The 17,105-nt window shown below is 63.9% G+C and carries 11 protein-coding genes and 1 tRNA gene; 8 read left to right on the plus strand and 4 right to left on the minus strand.

Annotation, left to right across the window (positions count from 1 at the left end; genetic code table 11):
• Positions 1-42: 42 nt before the first annotated feature.
• Entirely contained in the window at positions 43-504 is a 462-nt protein-coding gene (locus tag ACWNC0_RS08215) for a GFA family protein (RefSeq protein ID WP_449470847.1), read from the plus strand.
• On the opposite strand, the gene ACWNC0_RS08220 is transcribed toward ACWNC0_RS08215, so the two are convergent.
• Both ACWNC0_RS08220 and ACWNC0_RS08225 read right to left on the minus strand, forming a co-directional pair.
• On the minus strand, positions 498-4,712 hold the full coding sequence (locus ACWNC0_RS08220; RefSeq protein ID WP_449470848.1) for a translocation/assembly module TamB domain-containing protein: 4,215 nt from the start codon (positions 4,710-4,712) through the stop codon (positions 498-500). The two genes, ACWNC0_RS08215 and ACWNC0_RS08220, sit on opposite strands and share 7 nt — an antisense overlap.
• Positions 4,712-6,814, minus strand: coding sequence for a BamA/TamA family outer membrane protein (locus tag ACWNC0_RS08225; RefSeq protein WP_449470850.1), 2,103 nt, complete (start codon positions 6,812-6,814; stop codon positions 4,712-4,714). The genes ACWNC0_RS08220 and ACWNC0_RS08225 overlap by 1 nt, the downstream gene beginning before the upstream one ends.
• Positions 6,815-6,943: 129 nt before the next feature.
• Between ACWNC0_RS08225 and recJ the strand changes: the two genes are divergently transcribed.
• The 5 genes from recJ to ACWNC0_RS08250 all read left to right on the plus strand — a co-directional run bounded on the left by recJ (position 6,944) and on the right by ACWNC0_RS08250 (position 11,157).
• The gene (recJ, locus tag ACWNC0_RS08230) at positions 6,944-8,710 is read left to right on the plus strand and encodes a single-stranded-DNA-specific exonuclease RecJ (protein WP_449470852.1); all 1,767 of its coding nucleotides are present in this window, start codon (positions 6,944-6,946) and stop codon (positions 8,708-8,710) included.
• 99 nt (positions 8,711-8,809) lie between these two features.
• Positions 8,810-8,884, plus strand: a tRNA-Glu gene (locus ACWNC0_RS08235).
• 105 nt (positions 8,885-8,989) lie between these two features.
• The gene (locus ACWNC0_RS08240) at positions 8,990-9,757 is read left to right on the plus strand and encodes a histidine phosphatase family protein (protein WP_449470854.1); all 768 of its coding nucleotides are present in this window, start codon (positions 8,990-8,992) and stop codon (positions 9,755-9,757) included.
• Positions 9,754-10,644: an NAD(P)H-hydrate dehydratase gene (locus ACWNC0_RS08245; RefSeq protein WP_449470856.1), complete on the plus strand. Its 891-nt coding sequence runs from the start codon at positions 9,754-9,756 to the stop codon at positions 10,642-10,644. The genes ACWNC0_RS08240 and ACWNC0_RS08245 overlap by 4 nt, the downstream gene beginning before the upstream one ends.
• A 45-nt stretch (positions 10,645-10,689) precedes the next feature.
• On the plus strand, positions 10,690-11,157 hold the full coding sequence (locus ACWNC0_RS08250) for an MgtC/SapB family protein (protein ID WP_449470858.1): 468 nt from the start codon (positions 10,690-10,692) through the stop codon (positions 11,155-11,157).
• Positions 11,158-11,166: 9 nt separating this feature from the next.
• Here the strand turns inward: ACWNC0_RS08250 and rlmN are convergent, their stop codons facing one another.
• A complete protein-coding gene (gene rlmN, locus ACWNC0_RS08255; RefSeq protein WP_449470859.1) occupies positions 11,167-12,426 on the minus strand; it encodes a 23S rRNA (adenine(2503)-C(2))-methyltransferase RlmN in 1,260 nt (419 codons plus the stop codon).
• A gap of 58 nt (positions 12,427-12,484) precedes the next feature.
• Entirely contained in the window at positions 12,485-12,973 is a 489-nt protein-coding gene (locus ACWNC0_RS08260; RefSeq protein WP_449474575.1) for a hypothetical protein, read from the minus strand.
• 150 nt (positions 12,974-13,123) lie between these two features.
• Here ACWNC0_RS08260 and dnaN point away from each other — a divergent pair, with 150 nt between their 5' ends.
• Together dnaN and ACWNC0_RS08270 are read left to right on the plus strand one after the other, a co-directional pair.
• Positions 13,124-14,236 (plus strand): DNA polymerase III subunit beta, encoded by a 1,113-nt coding sequence (dnaN, locus tag ACWNC0_RS08265; RefSeq protein ID WP_449470860.1) that lies wholly within the window; start codon positions 13,124-13,126, stop codon positions 14,234-14,236.
• 181 nt (positions 14,237-14,417) lie between these two features.
• The gene (locus tag ACWNC0_RS08270) at positions 14,418-17,027 is read left to right on the plus strand and encodes an EAL domain-containing protein (protein ID WP_449470861.1); all 2,610 of its coding nucleotides are present in this window, start codon (positions 14,418-14,420) and stop codon (positions 17,025-17,027) included.
• Positions 17,028-17,105: the final 78 nt, after the last annotated feature.

The raw sequence follows: 17,105 nt of genomic DNA on the forward strand, positions 1-17,105 counted from the left end.
ATGGGGAGGATAAACTTTCATCCCGAAGCCAAGGAGAATCCCATGTCCATTCCCAATCTCCCCATCGAAGGCGGTTGTCGGTGCGGGCGTGTGCGTTTCCGGTTGAGCGAAGCGCCTTGGGGTGAGGCGGCTTGTCATTGTACCGGGTGCCAGAAGATGACCGGCAGCGCCTTTTCCACCACGATCATCATGCCTTCGGGCGGCTTTGAACTGATTGCGGGAGAGACTGTGATCGGTGGGCTGCATGGCGAAGACGTGCACCATCATCATTGCGACTGGTGCAAGAGCTGGGTCTTTACCAAGCCCGCCGCCGACATGGGCTTCGTCAATGTGCGGGCAACCATGCTGGACGATGCCATCTGGTTCGCGCCGTGGATGGAGACGCAGACGGCGGAGAAGTTGCCTTGGGCGCAGACCGGGGCGGTGGTCAGCTTTGAACGCTTCCCCGGCATGGATGAATATGAAGGGCTGATCGCCCGCTACCGCGCCGAGCGGCTTCAATAATCCTTCGAATAGCGCAGGTTCGCTGATGATCCGGCGTTGGTGCCGGTCTTCGACAGCAGGCTGAGCGTCTTTGACAGGGAGATTTCCAGCTGAGTGGCGGTGAAGCCCTTGGGATCGGTGATCACCTCCACATAGATATTGTTGGAGATGTGCTGGCCCACAGCCAGCGATGCGCCGCGCCCCGTTTCCTTGTCGCCGCTGACGATGCCGATGCGGTCGACCCCTGAGGCATTCTGCAACTTGCCCATCGGGTTGAGGCCGCCGCCACCGCCGCGCAGGCCGTTGAGCGCAGCGGCAAGCTGGATCGCCTGCGTCGCGGACAGGTTCGCGACATTGTCGCCGAACAGGATGCGTGCCAATATCTCGTCCTGCGGCAGGGTGGGTGTCGAAATGAAGCTGATGTTCGGCTTCTGCGCCGTGCCGCCGACGGCGATGCCTGCTGCCACAGTATTGATTCGAGTTTCGGCGCGGATCGCCAGCACGGGGTTCATCATCGGCCCGTTGAAGGTGATGATCCCCTGTTCAAGGTCGAACTGATGGCCGGAGAAGCTGTAGCGGCCGCGGATCACCTCGATCTTGCCGACGACGCGCGGGGCCTTTGTCGTGCCGGTGACGCGCATGTTGGTCTTCCATTCGGAATCGAGACCCATGCCGGTCAGGTAGATTTCATTGTCGGCGCGCACGCGGATGTCGAGCTTCCAGTCGGCGGGCTTTGCCGCTGCCTGCCGGGCCGCGACGCGCTGGTCGAGCAGGTCGGTGCCCTCGCCCTTACGCCGAACGCCCTGAAGCTGGCGGATGTCGGCGCCGCCCTGCCAGGCGATGCGGTATCGGGTTTCGGGAAGCGACAGGTCGCCCTTGATCAGTCCGCCGTCTGCCGCGCTGTTCGTTACGTTGATCGTGCCGGTGACGACGCTGGTGATCGCTTCGCTGCGCGCGATGCGGGCGCGGTCCAGCTTGACGGCGATGTTCATGGGGTAGCCGCTTTCGGCCGCGAGACCGACCGAGCCGCTCGCCTGCACGGTGCCGTCGCCAGCGCGGCCGGAAAAGTCGCGTATCTCCAGCCGGTCGTTGGTGAAGCGGCCATCGAGACGCATTTGTGTCAGGCGCGTGCCGAATGTTTCATTCTCGTAGGTCAGCGCGTTGGCGCGGACGAGGCCGTTAAGGCGCGGCGCGGTGAGGCGGCCGCTGAAATCTGCTGCGACGGCGATGGGGCCGGTCAGTTGCTGGTCAGCGAGCCCCGCGAAGGAGAAGAGCACGTCGGCAGGCCCGGCATAGCGTATGCCGCCGCCGAGGGGGGCGGATTGGAGCTGCTCTGTCCAGCTTGATCCAGAGCCGGGAGGCGCGAGGGTGGCGATGAAGCGCCCTAATGGCGCGTTGCCGCGCCGGATGAGTCCGCGCAGGTCGCCGCCGCGGTTCGAGAGGCGGCCTTCGATCGCCATGGAGACCGGATCGGAGACGGCGGACAGGCTGGAGCGGCGGAAATCACTGATTGCTAAGCGCGTCGTGGCGTTGGGGAAGGCGTTGCGGCTCTGGTTGAAGTCGATCGCGCCGGTCGCCTTGCCGCTGATGCCAAGGCCGGGGCTGGCGATGTTCATGATGGCGAGATCGAAATCCTTGAACCGCGCCTGGAGAGCGGTCTGGTTGCCGAAGCGTCCGGCGAGATCGACCCTACCTTGAGGCAGGACGAGCGTCGCCGGTTCCAGCCGATAGCCCTGCGGTTCGATGCGGATGATTGCGGGTTGGGCGAAGCGGAAGGGGATGTTGCTTGCCTTGCCTTCCAGCGCGACGGCGTAGAGGTTGGGGCGGAGCGCCGCATTGACCGCGATTGAGAAGGGCACGCCCGTCGATCCGTCGGCCACCAGTTGCGCGCGTCCACGTCCGCCTCGATAATTGATCCGGGCGCGGCTTTTTCGCACGACATAGTCGCCATAGGCGGCGTTCGCCATCTGGATATCGGCGATGATACGCGGCTGGTCGGTGAGCAGGATGTCCGCCGTCGCGATCGCTCGGCCGATCACTACATCAGCTTCGCCGGGCAGTTTGGCGTTGCTGGCGGTTGCACTGATGGCGATGCTTTGCGCCTTGCCCACCGCTGAAAGCCGGGCAGCGCCATTGATGCCAGACCCGTTCATGGCGAGCTGACCGGCGAAAGGTCCGGCTGCGGTCTGCTGGAGGCGGCCGTTCATGTCGACGCCTGCGAAACGTGCCCGTGTGATATCTATGGTGAGCGGGCCGCGCGCCGTGCGGATCAGCACATTGGCGAAGAAGGGGCCATAGGCGGAGCCGCCGGTTGCCTCCAGCCGGTAGCCGCCAGCCTCGCCATTCAGTTTTGCGACGACATTGGAGAGCTGCACGCCGACATTGGGCCGGGCGGCGCGCAGGACCGCTTGAGGCCTCTCCATTGTTCCGCGCACGCTGAGCGCCAGCGGGCCATATTGGTTCGACGTGGCGGAGGCGTCGAAGGTGATGGCGCCATTGGTGTCGTAGCTGCCCGATCCGGAATGGATGCGGAAATTGGGTGCCGCGCCCTTCAGGTCCGCAAGGGTGAATTTGCCTTCCGGCGTCATGCCGATGCGGCCCGAGGCGACGGCATTGCCGCCCAGGAAATCGCGTACGGAGGCGTTTTCCCACCGTGCCGTCCGGACGCCGAACTTGCCAGCGAGGCCCCAGCCGCCCTTGGGTCCGGGCACCAGCTTCACATCGGTGTTGAGGTTGACGATGCCGACGCCGTCGATCTTGTAATCGTTAACGCGCCCCTTGAGCGCGCCCCGGTAGATGGCGTTGTCGAGGTCGGCGAGGACGATGGCGGTGGCGTCTACACGGTCGCTGTCGATCTTCAGATTGTCGCTGATCAGCTTGCCCGCGGCATAGGCGAAGTCGCCCTTGACCCGCAGATTCTGAAGCAGTCCGCCCGCTGCGGCATTGAGGCCGGTCACGCGCCGCGCAGTCGCATTGACGGGAATGCGGATGCGATCGGCGTTGATCACTGCCCGGCCGCTGACCTTTAGCCCCTCGATCCCGGTCTGGTCGAAGGCGAGCATCGCGGCGCTCAGATCATAATCTATGAAGGGCGTCGCCATTGGGCCGTCGAGGATGATTGAAGCGCGCACATCCTTGCCGCGCACCTTTTCCATGATCGCGCCGGGCGTCAGGAGCGCGGCGTCGATCTTGAGGCCGCTGAACCGGCTCTTGCCGAGGTCGACGAGGCCCTGTGCTGTGGCGGCAAGGGCGGTGGAGCGCAGCGTGCCCTTCACGTTCACGCGCCGCTCGTTGAGACCGGCGAAGAGATCGACATCAAGGGCGGGTGCGGTCAGCCGGTCCACGGTTCCGGCAAAGACGAGGCCCGGCCGCACCGGACCCTTGGCCGTGAAGTTGCCGTCGCGCGCGGCGAGGGCGATGTTCGCAAGCTCGCCCTTAGGGGAGTTGGCGACGATCCGGCCGTTCCATGCCTGCCATGTGCCGCGTCCGTCGAGCGTTGCGGTGAGGCCATCGGTAAGCCCGCTCATCTTTGCGATGACGCCACCCTTTGGAGCGGTCAGCGTGCCCTCCATGGCGAGACGGTTCTGTGCGGGTACGGCGTCAATCGAGGCCTGGAGCCGGTCGCCGCTGTCCACGACGGCATTGGCGCTAAGCTGCGCGCGGCCATCGGCGATGTGGGTCACGCCGTCGATGGCGATCTCGCGCTTCTGGCCGATAACCGGCTTTGCCAGCACGAACCTGGCGATCTTCAGCCGATCGACATCGATGTCGAGGTCGGGCAGGATTGGCGCGTTGGGGTCGCTTTTCGTGACGTTGAACTGCGGGCTGCGGGCTAGCACGACCAGCGGGCTTTCCAGCAGCCGCACGGAAATATGATTGTTGAGGTAGCGGAAGGGGCTCCACACGACATGGACACGCGGGGATACGGCGAAAGGCCCTTTGGGATCACGCAGGACAAGATCGTGGATGACCATGTCGCTGTAGACCGATCCCTCGATACGGCCGACCTCGATCGCCATGCCGGATTCCAGCTTCAGCGCCGCGATCTGGCGGATCAGGAATTTCTTGCCCGGCTGGGTGTTCAGGAAAAGCAGCAATCCAGCGCCTAGCACGACGAGGCCAAGGATCAGGGCGGTGACACCCAGCACGATCTTTTGCCATAGCGGCCGTCCTTGGCGGACAATGATCGTCTGGCTTTTGGGAGCGGGTGGAGGCGGGTCTTCGGCCATCAGAATGCCTGTCCAATGCCGATATAGAGGGTGAATTTGGACTCGCCGGGCTGCCGGTTAATCGGCATCGCGATGTCCGCCCGGAAGGGGCCGAAGTCGGTATAGAAGCGGCCGCCCAAGCCTACGCCATAGCGAATGTCGGAGAATTTCGGGATGGCGCTTTCATAGACCTGTCCCGCATCGACGAAGGCGACCACGCCATAATTGCCGAAGCGGTAGCGACCTTCGACGGCGAACTCGTTGACGGATCGGCCGCCGACCGGATCGTCATTGACGTCCTTTGGTCCCAATTCCTGATAGCCAAAGCCGCGCACCGATCCGCCGCCGCCTGCATAGACGCGGCGGGAGGGTGCGATCTGGTCGCGGGCAGCGCCGCTGATCGTGCCGAGCCGGGTCCGAGCCGCGATCACCAGCGCATCGGAAACGGGATAATAGCCGCTAAGGTCGAATGTCCCGCGGACATAGGGTGACAGATTGCCCTGCAACGATGCTTCGGGCGACAGGCGCAGATTGGCGCGGAAACCCCTGGTCGGATTGAGCAGATCGTTCGACCGGTCATAGCCAAGCTGGACCGGCAGCGAGCCGATGAAATAGGTCAGCCGCTGCTTTTCCGCCGTGGCGGGATCGACCGTCGTCTGCTCGTTCGACAGCAGGATTTCGGCGCCATAAGTGTAGGTCCAGCGTTTCTGGAAGATCGGCGTCGACTGGCGCGACCAGCTGATGTTGAGGCCCGCCGTAAAGGCTTCATAGGCATCATAATTTTGGTGGTTGAGCAGGGCGCCAGCCTGGAAGGTCTTGTCCCGCTTCCCCGCGTTGGAGCGGCGGAAGGTGCCGGAGACGCCCTGTTCCTGCGTACCCGCGATCACCTTCGCGATCACCGCGCCTTCTGGCGGGAAGAGGTTGCGGTGTGTCCATGTGCCTTCGGCGCGGAAGCCTTGCCCCGTGCCATAGCCAAGCTCGCCCGCCAGCGTGCGGGGCGGACCCGCCTCCTGATCGACATGCAGGTCGACATATTCGGTGCCATTGGGGCCGGGCTCGTTCGTGCGCACCGGATCGACCGCGACACTGGAGAAGAGGCCCGTCGCGACGAGGGCGCGGCGCAGGTCATCTACCTTGCGGCTGTCATATAGTTCGCCGGGCTTGAAGCGGCTGATGACCTTCATATGGTCAGCGTTGAAGGCCTGCTTGCGGCCCGAGGTGGTGATGCCCCGGAACGATCCGCGCGGGCCGACATCGACAGGCAGGGTGTAGTCGCCCGTGATGGTCGCCGGATCGAGCAATATGTCCCGTTCCCCGACCTTGGCGAAGGGGTAGCCATTTTCGGGCAGCTTCACCCCGACATTGGCCTCCGCGCTTTCGACATTGGCGGCGATGATATAATCGCCGGTCTTGAGCGGCAGGTTATCGCGAACGAGGCCCGGCGGCACCGTTGGTCCAGCGTTGATGACGATGTCGCCGATCTTGTACCGCTTGCCCGGAGTGACGGACAACACTGCCTTCAGCGTGCCATCGCCCGTCTGGTCGAGCGAGGCGAGGGCGGTCGCGTCGTAATAGCCCTGCGAATAGAGCAGCCGCACGGCGAGCGCTTCATCCTCATGCGCGCGCGCCTGCACCATGGCGGCGGTTTCGGCGCGCCCTTTGCCATCGACCAGTGCTGACTCGCCCCGGAACTCACCTTCAAGGCCGGTCTTGCTAAAGCCTTCGATCTCAACGGCATAGCGGATCTCGGGCGTCTTTTCGTGCGGGCTGTCGCTTGCCACCTGAGGCGGCACGGTTACGCTGTCGAGCGGGGGCAGGGGTTGTACCAGTTCCGCTTCCGCTGGGGGTTCGGTGACGGGCGGCAGTTCGGCAGGCGCGGTGGCCTGCGGCATTTGCTGATCGATCCAGCTGTCTATCGACGGCAGCGGAGCGGAAGGGTTGGCGGGGTCACTTTCGCCAGCTTTGGGCAACCGCGCTTCAAATTCCTCGTCGGGCAGGATCGGCGGCTCCTGCCCGGCAGCAACCGTACCAGCAGATGTCTGGGCTTGCAGCGACAGGGGTGACGCAGCGATCATCAGAACGCCCAAGGCACGCCGGGCGCGTTTCGCCTGCCTGAAACCCATGTAAATTCAGCTGCCCCTTTCCGTCCGCCGTGCACGCGGGGAAGACGAATACGCGCAAGGCGTTGTTTCGGTTCCGCCGTCGGCCGTGAACCGCTTCCCTCGGGCGTCGGCCCGGTTTAGGGATCAGAAATGACCATAGCGCTGAATGTATCCCGCTCTATCCTTGGACAACCGTGGCGCTGGCGAGGCGCAGGCGCGGATGCGCGCGAGCCGGGCTATCTGCCCGACGACTTGGTTACACAGTTGCTGCTGGCCCGTGGCTGTCCGCGCGAAGCCGTGGAAGCGCATCGTAATCCGACCATCCGACACTTCATGCCCGATCCCAGCCTGTTCCGCGACATGGACAGCGCTGCCGAACGGCTGGCGGACGCGGTGCAGGGAGGCGAGCATGTCCGCATCTTCGGCGATTATGACGTGGACGGCGCAACCAGCGCGGCCTTGCTGATCCGCCTGCTGCGCGATCTTGGCCTGCCCGCCCGGCCCTACATCCCGGATCGGCTGATGGAAGGCTATGGGCCGTCTGGCGAAGCGCTGGTGCGGCTGGCCGGGGAGGGGGCAACGCTGATCGTCACCGTCGATTGCGGCGCGCAGGCGTTCGAGGCGTTGGCCATGGCGAAGGCTGTGGGCGTCGATGTCGTGGTGGTCGATCACCATAAATGCGCCGCCGCGCTTCCCGAGGCGTTCGCGCTGGTCAATCCCAACCGTCTGGATGAGGTGGAGGAAGCGGCCGCTCATGGACATCTGGCGGCGGTGGGGGTCGCATTTCTCTTGGGCGCCGCGCTTATCCGCGTGTTGCGCAAGCGGGGATGGTTCGCACAACGGGCCGAGCCTGCCCTAATGGAATTGCTCGACATCGTGGCGCTCGGCACCGTGGCGGACGTGGCACAGCTCAAGGGGCTTAATCGCGCCTTTGTCGCACAGGGCCTCAAGGTCATGGCAAAGCGCCGCAACATCGGCATCTCCGCGCTGATCGACGCGAGCCGCCTTAGCCGTGCGCCATTATGCCATGATCTGGGATTTGCGCTCGGCCCCCGCATCAATGCTGGCGGGCGGGTAGGCAAGGCTGATCTGGGCGTGCGCCTGCTGACGACGGAAGACCCGATCGAGGCCGCGAGCATCGCTGCCGAGTTGGACCAGTTCAACGAGGAACGTCGCGTGATCGAGGCGGCGGTACAGGTCGAGGCGGAGGAACTGCTGGCGGCGCAGGGCAACCGGGCCGTGGCGCTCATAGCCGGAGCTGGCTGGCATCCGGGCGTGATCGGCATCGTCGCCGGGCGCATCAAGGAGAAGGCGGGACGTCCCGCGATCGTCGTGGCGATTGATGATGCGGGTACGGGCAAGGGCTCCGGCCGTTCGATCTCCGGCGTTGATCTTGGCGCGGCCGTGCTGGCGGCCAAGGATAGCGGCTTGCTGGTTGCTGGTGGCGGCCACGCCATGGCGGCAGGGCTGACCGTCGCGGCTGACAAGCTGGATGCGCTGGCTGATTTTCTGGACGAAAGGCTTGCCCCCGCCGTCGCCCGCGCCCGCGATGATCGAGCATTGCTGATCGACGCCGTGCTTGCCCCCGCGGGCGTCAATCCGGACTTCGTGGCCGCGATCGAGGCAGGCGGCCCCTATGGCGCTGGCTGGCCATCCCCGCTCATCGCGGCTGGACCGATGCGCGTCATCAAGGCCGATGTCGTCGGCAATGGTCATCTGCGCGCCGTCATGGCGGGGGACGATGGCCGCTCCATCAAGACCATCGCCTTCCGCCAGGCGGAGAGCGAGTTGGGGCAAGCTATCCTTGGCGCACCGCGCGACCGCCGCCTGTGGGTCGCGGGCCGTGCAAAGATAGACGATTGGGGCAGCCGGCCCGCCGCTGAACTGCATCTGGAAGACGCCGCCTGGGTCGATTGAAAGAAGTGGTCGTTTTCCTGCCCCAAAGGGGTTGACCGCCGCAAGCTCCCCCCTAAAGCCGCCCTCGCTTCGCAGCGCCGCCCAAGCGGTTCTGCATGTGGCCCCTTCGTCTAGCGGTTAGGACGCGGCCCTTTCACGGCTGAAACACGGGTTCGATTCCCGTAGGGGTCACCATTTTCCAAGCGCAGCCTTCATCATAAGCCGCGTTCCGCCGGGATCAAAGCGGCGACGCGGCCGTTCTTCATGCCTTAGCAACCGGCATGGAAGGCAGCAGGACTCGTGGCGTCACTTCATTGGCCGAGCCAGCTCATCATCGTACGTCATGGCCAGAGCGCCGGAAATGTGGCGCGCGACGCCGCCACCGAAGCCCAGTCCGATCGCATAGCCTTGTCCGTGCGGGATGCGGACGTTCCGTTAAGTGGATTGGGCCGTGAGCAGGCGCAGGCGCTAGGCCATTGGTTCGGCAGCGAGGAGGAAGATCAAAGGCCGGAGGTTCTGTTGTCGTCCCCCTATCTGCGGGCGTTTCAGACCGCGCAGATTTTCCGCGAGGTTGGCGGAGCCGCCGCCGAGGAACCGATCTGCTTCGATGAGCGACTGCGCGAAAAGGAATTCGGCATTTTGGACGGGCTGACGACGACGGGCATCCGCAATCTGGAGGCCGACCAGTATGAATTCCGCCAGATGCTCGGAAAATTCTATCACCGGCCGCCGGGCGGAGAGAGCTGGTGCGACGTCATCCTGCGGCTCCGATCGGTGATGGATACCATATCGCTGCACTATGCCGGGCGACGCGTGATGATCTTCACGCATCAGGTCGTGGTGTTGTGCCTTCGCTATATCATCGAGGGATTGAATGAAGCGGAAATACTGGCGATCGACCGGGCTGGCGATGTCGCGAACTGCGCGATCAGCGACTATGTTTATGACCCTTCCCACGGGCGCAATGGCGGGCTGGTACTGCGCCGTTACAATGTGACCGCGCCGATGGAGGAAGAGGAAACCCCTGTCACACGCGAACCCGATGCCATCGCCGGAGCACGGGGATGACGCCAGAGACTCTCGATAGCGCATGGTTGCGGACGCACCCCCTCCCGATTCCCGACCATGACTCCGACAAGGATGGGCGGGGTCGTGTGTTGGTCGTCGGTGGCGCGGAATTCGTGCCCGGTGCGCTGCGCCTGACGGGCGAGGCGGCACTGCGGGCAGGTGCTGGCAAGTTGCAGATGGCGACTGTCCGTTCTGCCGCCATGTCGCTGGGCGTGCTGGTTCCCGAAGCCGCGATGACGGCGCTGCCTGCGGAGGAGAATGGCGAGATCGCCGCCGGAGCAGCTGAGCGTCTGGCGCCGCAGCTCGCCCGCTGTGACGCGCTGGTTCTGGGGCCGGGCATGAGCGTGAGTTCCCAGACGGATGAACTGGTCGCGGCCATATTGGCCGCCACTGATCCGCCGGTCACCATCGTCCTCGACGCGGCGGCGCTGACATCCGCACGCGAGTTGCGATCCACCGTCGCCGGGCATGAGGGACATATCATCCTGACGCCTCATCATGGCGAGATGGCTATCCTGACCGGGCAAAGCGTCGAGGCCGTGTCGGCCGATCCCGTGAAGATTGCGCTGCAAGTGGCGGCGGAATTTCAGGCGGTGGTCATCCTGAAGGGCGACCGCAGCGTGGTCGCGGCTCCGGACGGCGCCTGCCTGTTGCATGAGGGCGGTTGCGTCGGCCTGGCCACCGGCGGTTCGGGCGATGTGCTGGCGGGGATCGTCGGCGGTTTGGCGGCGCGCGGCGCAGACCCGCTGCGGGCGGCTGCCTGGGGCAGCTGGTTGCACGGCCAGGCAGGGCGCGAACTCGCCCGCACCATGGGGCCTGTCGGATTTCTGGCGCGCGAATTGCTGCCGCTGATTCCCGGCCTGCTGGAAGCGCCCGGCAACAGCTAACTGCATCGTTGCGCATCCGAATTCATCTTTGTGCGTTTCGGGTGGATGAGCGACAATTTTTCGGTGCTGCCGCATCTGGTCCCTATCGTCATCGCCTACTGTCTGGCTCTGCCTATCGGCTGGAACCGGGAGCGAGCGGAACGCAGCGCTGGCCTGCGCACCTTTCCGCTGGTCGCCGTCGCGAGCTGTGGCTTTGTCCAGACGGTGGAAGGAATGATGGCGCAGGACCCGGCGGCGCTTGCCCGGGTGTTGGAAGGCGTGATCGCGGGCATCGGATTTCTGGGCGGTGGTGCGATCCTGCAACAGAAACATTCGGTCAGGGGCACCGCAACGGCAGCCAGCCTTTGGATCACGGGTGCGATCGGGCTTGCAGCCGGGCTTGCAAAATATGATGTCGCGGTGGTGCTTACCGGCCTTACCCTGCTGACCTTCTGGGTCATGGCGCCATTGAAGCCCGCCGAGAATGAACGGGGCGATGAAGAGAAGATCAGTGAGCCAGAAACGCCGCGCTGATGGCGCTGCTTACCCCAGCGCTGCCTGCTTTTCCGCCGCCAGCCGGTCCAGTTCCGCCCGACTCTTCTTCTCGCTCGCCGACTTGAGTTGCCCGCAGGCGGCCATGATGTCCCGTCCGCGCGGCGTGCGCACTGGGGCGGAGATGCCGCCTTCAAACACGATCTCGGAAAAGCGCTTGATCCGCTCGGGCGTCGAACATTCATAGTCCGTGCCCGGCCATGGGTTGAAGGGGATCAGGTTGACCTTGGCAGGCAGCTTGTAGTGACGCAGCAGGCGAACCAGTTCGCGCGCATCTTCATCGCTGTCATTCTTGTCCTTGATCATCACATATTCGAACGTGATGCGGCGCGCATTATTCGCGTTCGGATAGTCGGCGCAGGCTTGCAGCAGCTGTTCGATCCCGAATTTCTTGTTGAGCGGCACCAGTTCGTCACGCACATCCTTGGTCACGCCATGGAGTGACACGGCAAGGTTGACGCCGATCTCTTCCCCCGCGCGCGCCATCATCGGCACTACGCCAGAGGTGGAGAGCGTGATCCGCCGCTTTGACAGAGCGAGGCCGTCGCCGTCCATGACAACCTTCAGCGCGTCGCGCACATGGTCGAAATTATAGAGCGGCTCGCCCATCCCCATCATCACGATGTTGGTCAGCATCCGCCCATCGGGGCTATATTGCGAGCTATCGTCCGCTTCGTCATCGTTGGCGGACGCCATGCTGCCCTTGGGCCATTCGCCCAGCGCATCGCGGGCCAGCATGACCTGCCCGACGATCTCGCCCGGCGTCAGGTTGCGCACGAGGCGCATCGTGCCCGTATGGCAGAAACGGCAGTTGAGCGTGCAGCCCACCTGGCTGGAAACGCAGAGCGTTCCGCGATCGGCGTCCGGAATGAACACCATCTCATAATCCTGCCCATCGTCCGACCGGAGCAGCCATTTGCGGGTGCCGTCGCTCGATACCTGCGCTTCGACGACCTCGGGGCGCCCGACGATGAAGCGTTCCGCCATCCAGCCGCGCATCGGCTTGGCAAGGTCGGTCATCGCATCGAAATCGGTTTCGCCGCGATGATAGAGCCAGTGGAACAGTTGCTTCGACCGCAGCTTTGCCTGCTTGGCATCCAGCCCTGCTTCCTCCAGCGCGCTTTTGATCTGCGGGCGCGACAGGCCCATCAGGTCGGTGCGCCCATCTTCGCGAGGCGTCACCGCGCGCGGGACGGGCACAGGGTCGATAGCGCCGGGAATCGGCATCAAGGGGCTGGCGGATGAATGCATGGCAGCGCCCATAGCGGATTTTTCGAAAATTATAAAGGGAGCGTCGAGCGCCCGCCTGTCACCGCAGCCGTGCGCAGCCCAGAGCCGCCGCGTCGATCGCTGTTGCGGCGCCGCGCAGCGTGTAGGTGTCCGCGAAACCGCGTCCATTTGCGCCCCGTGTCTGTACGCTCATGCTGCCTGCCGATCGCATGGCCGCAATGATGGCCGCGTCCGCGCGAGGGTCGGGCGCCCAGGCATCCGCCTGTCCCGCGACCAGCGGGAAGCGCCTCTCCCCAACATTCAGGATAACGGGAGAACCATCCGCCCGCACCCGGCTCAGCCGGAAATGCACCTGTCCGCGTACGCGCTGGCGCGGCCAGTTCCCAACGGCGGCGAAACCATTGCCAGCGCGGCTCACGGGTTTGGAGATGGCATAGCAACGCGGTGCCGCCGGGTCACGGAACGCCCCCCAAGCCTCGAACATCCCCAGAGAATCACGTGCGAATGCTGGCGTCGCGATCAGCAGGAGCAGGAACCAGACGTGCTTCATGACGCTGGCAAAGCCCATCATGTCCTCTTTTGCAACCCTTGCCGTCACGAAACGATCAGCAGGTGCTTGCCGCCGCCGCAACAGTGGTTATGAAGGATCATCCATCATTGTCGCCCGGATTCGACCGCATCCGGGCTTTGCGCAGAAAAGAAACGGACAAACAGGGACATGAAGGCCACCATCGAACGCGCCACGCTCCTCAAGAGCCTCAGCCACGTCCAGTCGGTGGTCGAGCGGCGCAATACGATTCCGATCCTGTCCAACGTGCTGATCGAAGCGTCTGCCGATGGCGCGATCAAGCTTATGGCGACCGACCTCGACCTCCAGATTGTCGAAAGCGTGTCCGCGCAGGTGGAACAGCCCGGCGCGACGACCATTTCGGCCCACACCCTGTTCGACATCGCCCGCAAGCTGCCCGAAGGGTCGCAGGTGTCGCTGCAAGCGGCGGAAGGCAAGATGCTGATCCAGGCGGGCCGCGCCCGCTTCAACCTGTCGACCCTGCCGCGCGACGACTTCCCGGTGATCGCGGAAGGCGATCTGCCGACCAGCTTCGAACTGCCCGCAGAGACGCTGAAGCAAATCATCGACAAGACGCGCTTCGCCATCTCGACCGAAGAGACGCGCTATTATCTGAACGGTATTTATTTCCACGTGTCGGATGATGGTCAGCCGGTCCTGAAGGCCGCGGCGACCGACGGGCACCGCCTCGCTCGCGTCACCGTGCCGCGTCCCGACGGCGCCGATGGCATGCCGGGCATCATCATCCCCCGCAAGTGCATCGGCGAACTGCGCAAGCTGCTGGACGAGGTTGAAGGCTCGGTCCAGATCACCCTGTCCGCCAGCAAGATCCGCTTCGGCCTTGGCAGCGCGATCCTCACCAGCAAGCTGATCGACGGCACTTTCCCCGATTACAGCCGCGTCATTCCCACCGCGAACGACAAGCTGCTCAAGATCGACCCGCGCAGCTTTGAGGAGGGCGTGGACCGCGTCGCCACGATCGCGACGGAAAAGACTCGGGCGGTCAAGATGACGCTCGATCGCGACAAGATCACCCTGTCGGTCACCAGCCCCGAAAACGGCACGGCGGCCGAAGAAGTGCCGGGTGCGTTTCAGGGCGAGGGCTTCGATATTGGCTTCAACGCGCGCTATCTGCTCGACATTCTGGGCCAGATCGACAGCGAGACGGTGGAACTACACCTTGCGGACGCGGCAGCGCCGACGCTCATTCGGGAAAATGATCGCAGTCCTGCGCTCTATGTCCTGATGCCGATGCGCGTTTAGTCGGGAACGGGGTGAACGGTTCTGCGGGACCGCATGCCTCATCCTGCTCAGTCTGTCTCGGCCTCTGTTGACCGAACACTGAGGCAGTATTGGCGTGACGGGAGGCGCGTTCCCTCGCCCGTCACGCTTTGCCAGCCGGTCGGGTAAGTTTCTTTCAACATCTGTGCGTTACGCACGGCATATGGCCCCGTCGCGCACCAAGCTGAACGATACATCGTATCGCCCCGCCGATCTTGCGGTCGCGCTGGGTCTGGCTGAGGGCGGGACGCAAGCGTCGGCCTTCTGGATATCCGGAGCCTTCGCCCATATCGCCCGCCTCTGGCCGCTGGTGCTGCTGGGCAAGCTGTGCACCATCACGCTGCTCCATGTGCCGCTGTTCACCTTTGGCAACATTCTCCACTTCCTCACATTCCTGGCGATGTTGCTGATAGACGGCATGCTGATCGTCGTTCCGCGCGCGGAACGATTCCAGAATCTACGGCCGCATGTGCAGAAATGGCTGATGTTGCCGATGGTATTGCTGTCGAGCATGAGTTTCAGCATGCTGCTGGGACCCGCGCAATTTGCAGGGCCGTTGTCGATATCTCTCGCGGCGGAAGTCGCGATGGCGTTGATCGCCGTGTCGATATTCGGCGACCGGCGGTTGCTGGGGGTCAGTTATTTTCTGGGCACGTTGATCGTTTCAGCGTTTCAGGAAGCGGGCTTTGCGCAACTGGGTTTGTTGGTAAGTTGCATCGCGGTCATGATGATCGCTGCGGTGCGCCAGGCAACGTCTGATTTCGAACGGGCAATCGCCCAACATCAACAGGACCTGCGCGCGCAACGATCCGACCGCCTGTTGCAGGAATATGAGCAATCGGGGCAGGGCTGGTTCTGGGAAACCGACCGCCAAGGCTGCCTTACCTATCTTTCCGAAACGCTCGCGCGGACACTGGATATTGCGGAGGATGAACTTGTCGGCCAGTTGATCACCGACATTGTCTCTGCGGGTGATCATCAAAGTGGCGGGGGCGAGCGCACGCTCGGCTTCCATTTATCGACGCGCACCGGCTTTTCGGACATCCATGTTCGAGCCGCGGCTACCCGCGACGAGCGCTGGTGGTCGATATCCGGCCAGCCGGTTTTCAACGAATTTGGCCAGTTCCACGGCTTCCGCGGGAGCGGCGCCGACCTTACCGAAATCCGCCGGAGCCAGGCGGAGGTGAAGCGGCTTGCCCAGTTCGATTCGCTGACTGGCCTTGCCAATCGCGTACAGATGCTGCGGGCGCTGGAAGATGCCCTGGCTGGCTCCCCCGGCAAGTCGGGCGATTGCGCGCTGCTGATGCTGGACCTGGATCGCTTCAAGACCGTCAACGATACGCTCGGGCACCCCGCCGGGGACGCGCTGCTGCGGCAGGTGAGCCAGCGTCTTCAACGTGTCGCGGGCGATCGCGGGCTTGTAGGGCGGCAGGGCGGTGACGAATTCAAGGTGCTGCTGCCCGGCAGACATGATCGTGCGTTGCTTTCCCAACTATCCACGATGATCATCAACACGCTTTCGCAACCTTATATGATTGAGGGGAAGGCGGTCGTCATCGGCGTGTCCATCGGGATTTCCTGTTGCCCGCATGATGGCGACACGGCCGATGCGCTGATCCGCAACGCTGATCTCGCGCTCTATGCTGCAAAAGGCGACGGGCGGGGCGTCCATCGTTTCTATTCGTCCGAAATGCATGCCGATGCAGAGGGTCGCCGTCAGTTGGAGGAAGATCTTCGCCACGCGCTGGCTTCGGACGGGCTGCACCTTGTCTACCAGCCGGTCGTGTCTTCAAGGACGGAGCGGGTCACCGGCTATGAAGCGCTGCTTCGCTGGACCCATCCCGTACGTGGCGAGATTTCGCCAACCATTTTCGTGCCCATCGCCGAGGAGACAGGACTTATCGGCCCGATCGGTGACTGGGTACTGCGCACCGCCTGCCGCGACGCTTCGGATTGGGACGAAGATATTCGCGTCGCCGTCAATGTCTCGCCGATCCAGTTCGCCAATCCAGGATTGCCCGCGACGGTCATGAGTGCGCTTGCCGCTTCCCAACTCGCGCCCCAGCGGCTGGAGTTGGAGATCACCGAAAGCGTGTTCCTGAATGACAATGACGGAACGGATTCGATGTTCGCCCGGCTCAAGGGGATTGGCGTCCGTCTGGCGCTCGACGATTTCGGCACCGGATACTCCTCGCTCGGTTATTTGAAGAAGGCGCCCTTCGACAAGATCAAGATCGACCAGAGCTTTGTGCGCGGCGCGGTGATGACCGGCAGCCGCAACAGCGCGATCATCAAGGCGATCGTCAGTCTGGCCGAGGCGCTGGGCATGGACACCACGGCGGAGGGCGCGGAGACGCAGGACGAACTGGCGCTGATCCGCGATCTGGGGTGCAGCCATATACAAGGCTATGTCTATGGCCGCCCGCTTGTTGCCAGCGATGTGCTGGCCCGGCATCGCGCACATGGCACGGTGGCGTTGGTGGAGGGTTTTCAGTCCAGCCGCCCAGAGCGCAAGACGATGCTGCGGACGATCGCGGTCCATGCCGATGGTCACGCCTATACCGGGCGCATCCGCAACATCTCCTCCACCGGTGCCATGATCGAGGGGCTGTGGCATGTGCCCCAGGGCACCGAGCTGTCGATCGAGTTCAGTGACAGCCAGAATGTGAGCGCTGTGGTTCGCTGGTCGCGCGAGGATCGGATGGGCGTTGAATTTACCAGCGCCATCGACATCGCCGCTGCCTGCGCTCTGCCTCGCTCCTTGGCATCCTGACCTGACCCGGTTCGGGCGGTGGCGCCCGAAAGCGCATAAAAAGGAGCTGTCGGATGACAGCTCCTTTTGTTGTACGGG

The sequence above is a fragment of the Sphingobium chungangianum genome (assembly GCF_977014255.1).